11 protein-coding genes are annotated in these 9,057 nt (G+C 64.9%); 5 read left to right on the forward strand and 6 right to left on the reverse strand.

Annotated elements, in window-relative coordinates; translation table 11 throughout:
• Positions 1-2 precede the first annotated feature (2 nt).
• Genes BO74_RS06470 through BO74_RS06485 form a run of 4 tightly spaced genes read left to right on the forward strand, consistent with a single transcriptional unit; the run spans position 3 to position 3,604 of the window.
• Complete coding sequence (locus tag BO74_RS06470; protein ID WP_496440930.1) at positions 3-1,058, forward strand: ABC transporter ATP-binding protein; 1,056 nt, start codon at positions 3-5, stop codon at positions 1,056-1,058.
• 21 nt (positions 1,059-1,079) lie between these two features.
• The gene (locus BO74_RS06475) at positions 1,080-2,150 is read left to right on the forward strand and encodes an extracellular solute-binding protein (protein ID WP_496440932.1); all 1,071 of its coding nucleotides are present in this window, start codon (positions 1,080-1,082) and stop codon (positions 2,148-2,150) included.
• Between the two features lie 10 nt (positions 2,151-2,160).
• Positions 2,161-2,979, forward strand: coding sequence for an ABC transporter permease (locus BO74_RS06480; RefSeq protein ID WP_496440933.1), 819 nt, complete (start codon positions 2,161-2,163; stop codon positions 2,977-2,979).
• Positions 2,963-3,604, forward strand: coding sequence for an SLOG cluster 4 domain-containing protein (locus BO74_RS06485; RefSeq protein WP_496440935.1), 642 nt, complete (start codon positions 2,963-2,965; stop codon positions 3,602-3,604). Before BO74_RS06480 ends, BO74_RS06485 begins: the two co-directional genes overlap by 17 nt.
• On the opposite strand, the gene BO74_RS06490 is transcribed toward BO74_RS06485, so the two are convergent.
• The 6 genes from BO74_RS06490 to BO74_RS06515 form a co-directional block, all read right to left on the reverse strand.
• Positions 3,589-4,623 carry a hypothetical protein gene (locus BO74_RS06490; protein WP_496440936.1) on the reverse strand — a complete coding sequence of 345 codons (1,035 nt, stop codon included), beginning with the start codon at positions 4,621-4,623 and terminating at the stop codon, positions 3,589-3,591. The genes BO74_RS06485 and BO74_RS06490 overlap by 16 nt on opposite strands.
• Positions 4,624-4,688: 65 nt before the next feature.
• Positions 4,689-5,951, reverse strand: coding sequence for a TRAP transporter large permease (locus BO74_RS06495; protein ID WP_496440937.1), 1,263 nt, complete (start codon positions 5,949-5,951; stop codon positions 4,689-4,691).
• Positions 5,948-6,481: a TRAP transporter small permease gene (locus tag BO74_RS06500; protein ID WP_496440938.1), complete on the reverse strand. Its 534-nt coding sequence runs from the start codon at positions 6,479-6,481 to the stop codon at positions 5,948-5,950. The genes BO74_RS06495 and BO74_RS06500 overlap by 4 nt, the downstream gene beginning before the upstream one ends.
• Positions 6,482-6,617: 136 nt before the next feature.
• Positions 6,618-7,607, reverse strand: a complete 990-nt coding sequence (locus BO74_RS06505) for a TRAP transporter substrate-binding protein (protein WP_496440939.1) — start codon at positions 7,605-7,607, stop codon at positions 6,618-6,620.
• 89 nt (positions 7,608-7,696) lie between these two features.
• Positions 7,697-8,017: a putative quinol monooxygenase gene (locus BO74_RS06510; protein WP_496440940.1), complete on the reverse strand. Its 321-nt coding sequence runs from the start codon at positions 8,015-8,017 to the stop codon at positions 7,697-7,699.
• 61 nt (positions 8,018-8,078) lie between these two features.
• A complete protein-coding gene (locus tag BO74_RS06515) occupies positions 8,079-8,729 on the reverse strand; it encodes a hypothetical protein (protein WP_496440941.1) in 651 nt (216 codons plus the stop codon).
• Positions 8,730-8,797: 68 nt separating this feature from the next.
• Here BO74_RS06515 and BO74_RS06520 point away from each other — a divergent pair.
• The coding region (locus tag BO74_RS06520; protein WP_496440942.1) for a transposase at positions 8,798-9,057 on the forward strand (260 nt) is incomplete at its 3' end.

Here is a 9,057-nt window from a genome sequence, read left to right on the forward strand (position 1 = left end):
GCATGAGCGATATGCCATCGGTTCGCATCGCCAACACGTCATTCAGCTATCCGGGCGGGAAGGCGGGCATCTTCGATCTCTCGCTGGACATCGCGCCGGGCGAGCTGGTCGTCTGCATCGGCCCGAGCGGTTGCGGCAAGACGACACTGCTCAAGCTGATCGCCGGCTTCCTGCCCTGTGCCTCCGGGCATGTGCTGCTCGACGGCGAGGACGTCACCGGCGTCGCCGTGCGGGAGCGCCAGTGCGGCATCGTTTTCCAGTCCTACGCACTGTTTCCGCACATGCGCGTCTGGGAGAACGTCGCCTACCCGTTGCGGGTGCGCGATGTGCCGCTCGGCGAGCGGCGCCGCCGCGCCGAGGCGATGCTCGACATGGTGGGCCTTTCCGGCTACGGCGAGCGCCTGCCCGCGGCACTGTCCGGCGGGCAGCAGCAGCGCGTGGCCCTGGCGCGCGCGCTGGTGTTCGGCCCGCGCGTGCTGCTCCTCGACGAGCCGCTCTCGGCGCTCGACGCGGCGACGCGCCTGTCGATGCGCGACGAAATCCGGCGCATCCAGAAGCAGCAGAACATCGCCTCGCTGCTGATCACCCATGACCAGGACGAGGCGCTGTCGCTCGCCGACCGCATTGCCATCCTGCGCGAGGGGCGATTGATCCAGGTCGCGCCGCCGCAAGAGATGTACGACAAGCCGGCTGATGCCTTTGTCGCCGGCTTCATCGGCCGGGCCAATCTGCTCGACGGCAGGGTCGTCGGGGCCGACGCGGTGGACACGCCGATCGGGCGAATCGCTACGGCCGGGCACGCACTCGCAGACGGCGCCACCGTGCGGCTGCTGGTGCGTCCGGAAAAGATCGTGCCGGTACCCGGTGATCCAGCGGCCGGCCCGCCGGGCGAAAACAATTTTGCGGCCAAGGTAATCCATGACCGCTTTTTCGGCGCCAGTCGCGAGATCGAACTCGCGGTCGGAGAAGGCGTCCTGAAAATCGACACTGCCACGCGCGAGGACATTTCCCTTGTGCATATCCCGCGCGACGCGGTGCAGTTCCTCCCTGTGACCTGAAAGGAATGAAAGGAGTCAACGATGCAAGCCAGACGATGGATTCTCGCGGCCGCCCTGTGCGCTTCCGGCGTGGTGGCGCAGACGGTGCTCGACTCGCCGGAGTTGTATCCGGGAGAGAAGAAACTCTATGAGGCGGCGAAGAAGGAGGGCATGGCCGTCAGCTTCGATACCGGCCCGACCTGGGCCAACTGGGCGGCCCAGTTCGCCGCCTTCAAGAAACGCTACCCGGGTGTCGAACTCGTTTACAACGACCTTGGCTCGGGTGCCACCGTCGTGGCCCTGGAAAAGGCGCGCAACCGTCCGCAGGCCGACACCGCCTACTACTTCGCTGCCTCGGCGGTCGACGCGGTCAACAAAGGCGTCGTCGCGCCGTTCAAGCCGGTCAATTTTGGCAAGCTGCCGGAGGTTTTCCGCGATCCGGAAGGACGCTGGTTCACCATCCACTCGCTGACCGTGGCCTTCATCGTCAATACCAAGCTGGTGAAGGACGTGCCGCAGTCGTGGGCTGATCTGCTCAAGCCCGACTACAAGAACTCGATCGTCTATCTCGATCCGCGTTCGACGGGTGTCGGGCAGGTGCTGTCGTTCGCCGCCAATTTCGGTGCCGGCGGCGACATGAACAACGTCCAGCCCGGGCTCGACTACCTTGGCAAGCTGCATCAGTCCGGCAACGTGCTACGCGTGCTGGGGACGACGCCGTACGCCCAGTTCATCAAGGGCGAGATTCCGATCTGGATTTCCTACGAGAACGACGGGCTCAAGGCCAAGTACGTCGATGGCCTGGGTGACTCGGTTGCCGTCGTGATCCCCAAGGAAGCGTCAGCCGCCGCTCCCTACGGCATCAGCCTGGTGAAGAAGGGCCCCAACCCCAACGCAGGCAAGCTCTGGCTCAACTTCATCATGACCGACCTCGGGCAGGGCATTTTCGCCCAAGGCTTCGTACGTCCATCGGTGCCGGGCGTCAAACTGCCCGACTCCGTGGCCGACAAGCTTCCTGAAGCGCCGCAGGTGCGCCCGCTCGACGTGCGCGCGGCAGCGGCGAAGAAGTCCGAGATCGACAAGGGCTGGGCGGCGGCCACCGGCTCGAAGTAGCGTCCGCCCCATGCGCGTGCCCCTGCGTCTCCTGCTGACTGCCCCGGCGGCGTTGTTCCTGGCGGTGTTCTTCGTACTGCCGGTCGCCGGGGTCGGCGTCGATGCGCTGCGCGAGGGCACCGCCGCCTTCGTTCGGGTGTTCGCCCTGCCTGCCTTCTGGGCTTCGCTGGCGGGCAGCCTGTCGCTGACGCTGGTGGCGGCAAGCGTGTCGACCGTCGTCGGCTTTGCCGTCGCCTACCACCTGTCGCGCTTGCCCGAGAAACGGCGCACGCTGTATTCCTTGTTCATCGCCTTGCCGCTGACCTTCTCCGGGCTGATCGTCGCCTACGGTTTCATCCTCGGCTATGGCCGCGCCGGACTCGTGACGCAATTGCTCGGCTATATCGGCTTCGATCCGGGCGTGATCGGCAAGGCGTTGTTTACCGCCTGGGGGCTGGCTTTCGCCGCGTCGTACTACCTGATCCCGCGCGTGGTGATGGGCATCCTGCCGGTGCTGGTCAACTTCGACCGCGCGCAACTGCAGGTGGCTGAATCGCTCGGCGCCACGCCCGGCCAGGCGCTCCGGCAGGTATTGCTGCCGCAGGTGGCGGCGCCGCTCGCGGCGGCGTTCTGCCTCGTCGCGGCGGTAGTCTTTGGCGCCTACGGGACGGCGCTGGCGCTGGTCGGCACCCAGCTCAACATCCTGCCCCTGCAGCTCTACAGCCTGATTTCCGAATCAGGCACGGATTTCCCCGCGGCGGCGGCGCTGGCCCTGATGATCACCGCCGCGTGCGCCTCGATCATGACCGTTGGAGAATGGTTTGGAACCCGCCATGAACGCCACCTATAAACTCAACCGCGCCCTCGGCCGGCTATTCGACGAGCACGGCCGCTGTTTCGATCCACAGCAGCGAGTGTGGAATGCCGCCACCTCAGCCACTGTCGGCGAACCGGTCGACGGCCGAAAAGCCGCGACCTGGCTGCAGCGGGAAAGTAGTTTCGCGCTACGCGTTCCGGTCGGCGTGATCGGTCCGCGCGAGGCGACGGCCGGGCAGTTGCAGGCCGCCGAAGCGGTCGGTCGCGGTCTGGCGGAAATCGGACTGCCGATCATTTGCGGCGGGCGGCACGGCGTGATGGAAGCCGCCTGTCGCGGCGTCGCAGCCGGCCGCGGCGTCAGCATCGGCTTGTTGCCCGATGCCGATCCAGCGTTCGCCAATCCCTACGTCGGCATCGTCATTGCCACCGGCATCGGCGAGGCGCGCAACGCGCTGATCGCGCGCGCCGCGCTTTGCCTGGTGGTCATCGGCGACAGCTTTGGCACGCTGTCGGAAGTGGCGCTCGGCCGCCAGTTCGGCAAGCGCGTCATCGGTCTGGAAGGCGCAGCCCGTGTCGACGGCGTCGAGCACGTCGATTCGGTCGAGCGGGCGCTCGATGCGGTGGCGAGCTGCGTGCTGGCCGTTCAGGTGACGATGTAAAGCGCCGCCTGGTTGGTTTCCCGGTTGGCGACGGCAATGATGTCGCGCCCCGGCTCGTGCACCACGCAGGCGTTGCTCGGGCCGACACCTTCCTCGATCACTGTCGCCGTGAGTTTGAGCGGGGCCGTCTGTTCGGCGTGGACATAGAACAGCTGCTGCTTGCCGCGCCGGCAGCCGCCGACGAACACCGGCGTGCCGGCCAGCGTGGCGCCAACGACGACGTGGTAGAACTCGGTGACTTCCGGGTGCTCGTAGATCTTCTCGAATTTGCCGTCGATCATCTTGTACACGCGGAAGTACTGGCCGTGGAACGACTCGATGGTGGCGAATTCAAGTTCGCCGTCGCCGTCGATGTCGATCGCCGAGATGTCGCTGATCGGCCAGTCCATGAACTGGCGCACCGTCCAGTCGCCGTCGGGCGTCTGCGGCGGCGTGACTTCGAACGCGCCCTCCTCGCAGGTAACCAGGCCGCGGGTGACGCCGCCGATTTCCTGCCGGCTGTAGCCGTGGTTCTTGGTCAAGCCGTCCTTGAGCACGCGCAAACCGACCAGGCCGTCGGCGGTGTATTCGCCGACCCAGATGCAGCCGGGATTGGCCCAGTCGGCGGCGGTCTGCTTCTTCCGCGCCAACGTGCAGGCAATGAAGTAGTTGCGGCCGTTGACCGGCAGCAGGTCGAAGCGATGCACGTAGGGCAGCGGCAGGACGTCCTTGACGTCGTAGGTGCCAGACCCGCCCGGCCGGACATGCACGATCTTCGCCCCCTCCCAGTCGTACATGCGGAAGAACTTCTGCACGGCAAGGAACTCGCCATCGGAACCGGGAATCGGCACGATCGACATGGTGCCGCCCGGGCCGTCCCAGATCGCATGCGATTCGCTGTAGTCCGGCGCCTTCCAGGCCAGGCAGCGGCCGCCTTCGGCTTCGGAGGCCAGAAGGATGTGTGGCTGCCCGCCGAGGTTGAACGCATTGACGGCGTAGCAGCCGTTCAGGTTGGCCAGGACCTGCTTGTGAATGTTCATGGTTCGTTGATCCTTCGTGTCGATGAAAAATCCCGGGAATTGCATGCACTCCCCGGGATGATAATTCAGAAGCGCAGGGTCATGGCCGGGATGTAGGTCATCATGCCGAGGACAATCAAACCTACTGCGTAGAACGGCAACAGCTCCTTCACCGTCTGGCCGATACTGGCCTTGGCCAGCATGCTGCCGATGAACAGCGTCGTGCCGACCGGCGGCGAATACAGTCCGATCGCCAGATTGACCACCATCATCACGCCGAGCTGGATCAGGTCGATGTGGTAAGCGGTGGCGAGCGGCACGAACAGCGGGCCGAGCAGCAGGATCGCCGCCGGCAGGTCGATGAACATCCCGGCGAAGAGCATCAGCAGGTTCATCAGCGCGAGGATGCCGACCTGGCTGTCGAAGCTGCCCTGCGCCCATTCAATGAAGCGCTCGGGAATCTGCTCCAGCGTCATGATCCAGCCGGCACAGGACGAACCCATGATCAGAAGGAGAACAACGCCCGAGGCGGCGCCCGCAAAGACCACGGATTTGGTGATGCGCTCCCAGGTCATGTCGCGGTAGATGAACATCCCGGCGAACAGTGCGTAGAACACCGCGATCACCGAGACTTCCGTCGGCGTGGCGAAGCCGAAGCGCAGCCCGACCAGGACGAAGACGGGGAGCATCAGCGCCGGCAGGGCATAGATGGCGCGCTTGGCCATCTGCCCCCAGTCGACCGGGTTCTTCTCGTAGGGGAAGCCGCGCAGCCGCGCGCTGATATTGCACACCGCGAGGAATCCGGAAGCGAGCAGGACGCCGGGAATGATTCCCGCGTAGAACAGGCCGCCGATCGATGCGTTCGAGACCAGCGAATAGAGGATCAGCGGGATCGACGGCGGGATGAGGATGTCGATCGTCGACGCGGCGGCGATGGTGGCGCCGCAGAACGCGCCCGGGTAGCCGAGCTTCTTCTGCCAGGGCACGAGGATCGAACCAAGCGCGGTGGCATCGGCCACGGCGGAACCGGAGACGCCGCCGAACAGCGTCGAGCCGAGCACGCTGACCTGGGCGTGGCCGCCGCGGAAGCGCCCGACCAGATCGGTGGCAAAGTCGATCAGATGCTTGCCGAGCTTGCCCGACATCATCAGCTCGCCGGACATCACGAAGAACGGAATGGCGATCAGCGGGAAACTCTGCGACGGCGCCATCAGCTGCTGGATGACGGCGAACATCGGGATGCGGTCGCTGGAGAGGATGCCGAGCGTGGTGCCGACGACCAGCGCGTGCGCGACCGGATAGGAAATCGCCAGCAGGAAGGCGAAGACAATGACCATGATCAGACTCATACGACCCCCGGGCCGGCATCGGCAAGATTGACATGAACGTTTTCGCCACCAAGCGTGTGGCGGACGATCGCGCCGAGGCTGCACAGCCCGACGAGGAACAGACCGACGGTGAGGCTGCCGTAGCCAAGGCTGCCGGGAACCTGCAGGACGGTGCTCAGTTCGTCGTGGGCGATCAGCGCATTCTGGTAGGCATACCAGGCCAGGTAGAAATACGCGATGGCCGTGATCCCGTGCAGAAAAACCACCAGGAAGATCCGTCCGGTCGCGCCCAGCGCATTGAGCAGGATCTGGGTGGCGACGTGCGCCCCCTTGCGGGCCGCGTCGACGATGCCGGCCATGACGAAGATCGGGAAGGTGAGCGAGCAGAGCTCGTTACCGGAGTCGAACGTGCCGATACCGGTGTAGCGCTGCAGGACGATGATGGTCAGGACGGCCAGCATGAACAACCCGGTCGTGATCAGCACCAGCCGGCAGAACGACCCGACACCCCGGTCGATCAGCTGCGCGGTGGAAACAAGCAATTGATTCATGGGAACTCCTCAAGATCAGGCGGGAAGCCGCCAGGCCGGGACCGGAGGGGACAGTCCCGGCCTGGACGGCCGGGGCGACGGAACGGTGGGGCGACAGCGACAGACCCGCCAGTCCGCTGCAAGTCGCTCAGGTCGCTCAGTTCGCCGCGGCGCGCAGCTTCTTCACGAAATCGCCGAAGGGCTTCTGTTCCCAGGCGTCCCAGACCTTCTGGGTGGCGGCCTTGAACGGTGTCTGGTCGGCGACGTTGATCTGCAGCGACGGCATGGCCTTGTATTCGGCCATCAGCTTCACGTCGGCCTCAGCCATCAGGTTGCGCTGGTAGGCCGTGGCCTCCTTGGCGGCTTCCTTGATCAGCTTCTGGTCGTCGGCGGAGAGCTTGCCCCAGGTGATCTTGCTCATCAGGAACGGCGTCGATTCGTACTTGTGGTTGGTGATCGAGATGTACTTCTGTACTTCGTGCAGCTTGCCGGCGTGGATGTTGGCCAGCGGGTTTTCCTGGCCATCAACGACGCCGGTCTGGATCGCGATATACAGCTCGCTGAAGTTGATCTGCTGCGTGCTGGCACCCATCGCCTGGAAGGCATCGACGGTGGACGGATCGGGCGGCGTGCGGATCTTGATGCCCTTGAGGTCGTCCGGCGTGGTGATCGGCCGCTTGTTGTTGGTGATCTGGCGGATGCCATTGTCCATCCAGGACAGCAGGATCAGGTTTTTCGGTTCGAGTTTCTTCGCCAGTTCGTCGCCGATCGGGCCGTCGAGCAGTTCCCACGCCTTCTGCTGGCTCGAGAAGATGTAGGGCAGGCCGAGCGCGGAGAGTTCCGGCAACACCGACGAGACCGGTCCCTGCGAGTTCATGCTCATGTCCAGCGTGCCGGTGCGCAGGGCCGACAGCATCGTCAGGTCGTCGCCGAGCTGGGCCGCGCCGGCAACCTGGATGGTCACGCGCCCGCCGCTCTTCTGGCTGACGAGCTCGGCGAACTTCACGGCGGCCATCGCCCGCGGGTTGCTCGGCGCGACGGCATGGGCCAGGGTCAGCTTGAGCGGGGCCTGGGCGAGTACGGATTGCGCGGCACAGAGCGTGCCGGCGGCGAGGGTAATGGCCAACCAGTTGAATCGAGTCTTCATGTTTGCTCCTCCTGTTGTGAGTGGTGCTACGGGTAAAACAGAAAACTGACTGCAGTATCGGAAACCGAACGGGTAATGCGTGAGACGGATCAATCGGCGATCGGCGCGCTGGCGCGAGAACCCTGGCGCAGCGGTTTTTCGCCGACGACCAGATCCTTGAACGCTTTCTTGAACGCCGCGAGATGCGGGGTAGCGCAGTGCGCCTGGAAGGCGGCGACATCATCGTAGGCTTCGTAGAACAGCACGCCGTTGGGCGTCGTTGTCAGCTCGACGACGTCGAACTGCCAGCAACCGGGTTCGCTCTCGACGCACTCCACCGAAAAGCGCCGGGCCAGGGCGATGAATTCCGCAAAGCGCTCCGGCCGGACCTCGAATTCCGCGATGACGACGTGGCTTGCCTTGTTTTGCATACAGGTCTCCCCGCCGGCCCCTGCGGGCCGGCATCAAAGGACTGGGAACAAGCGGGCCGGATCAGGCCTGGCTGGGAAAGTCGCGTTCCATCTGCTTGCGCAGCGCGACGACATCAAGGTCATTGACCAGTTCGACGTCGGCAAAGGTGACCGGCGTGTCCTTGGCCACCGGGCGGATCAGCTTGACGTTGTGCGCCAGGCCGATCGGCAGGCCACCGACGGCGAGGCTCTTCTTCGCCGGAATGGCGTTGGCCCAGACTGCATAACCGCCCTCACCGTCGAGCATCTCGCCGGGTTTGAGGTCGCGCTTGGCGGTGGCCACCGCGTCGCCGCGGAATTCCTTCGAGCAGCCGGTCGGCTCGTTGCGCAGCACCGCGGAGAGCACGCTGATGCTGGTTTCCAGACCGATCATGTGGAACGGGCGCCACATCGAGCCGTACCAGCCGGACGGATCGACCAGCAGGCCGTACTGCTTGAAGCAGGCCTTGGCGTACTCGTTCGGTGCCTTGAAGGTGACGAAGACGCCGTAGCGGATGTTGTTGACCACCTCGCGTCCATCCGGCTCCTGGCTGGCGGCGATGTCAACCAGGCCGGCGCGCGGCAGACGCCCGCCGTCGGCCGCCGGGCGGAAGACCTTGGCCAGGTCGTGCAGGCCGGTCGGCGGGAAGGCGAGGCCGTCGTCCGGACAGTCGAGACCGGTGCCGTTGGCCACGGCGATTGAGGTAGGCTGAAAAAAGTGGAGTCCAACGTTTCGTAAAATGTGAGGAACGGAGGACAAGGATGGAACGACTACCGAAAGGGATCTACACGCTGGAATTTCGGGCGGAAGCGGTGAAGCTGGTGGAAGCGGAAGGGCTGTCGGTGGATGCGGCAGCGAAGCGCTTGTCGGTGCCAAAGAGCAGTCTTGGCAATTGGGTGCGGGCGTCGCGTACAGGCAACCTGGCGAAGGTTGGGCAAGGCCAGAGGGTGCCGACGGAAACGGAAATTGAACTGGCGCGACTGCGCAAGGAATTGGCGGAAGTGAAACTGGAGCGTGATCT

It is taken from the genome of Propionivibrio pelophilus DSM 12018 (assembly GCF_059569095.1).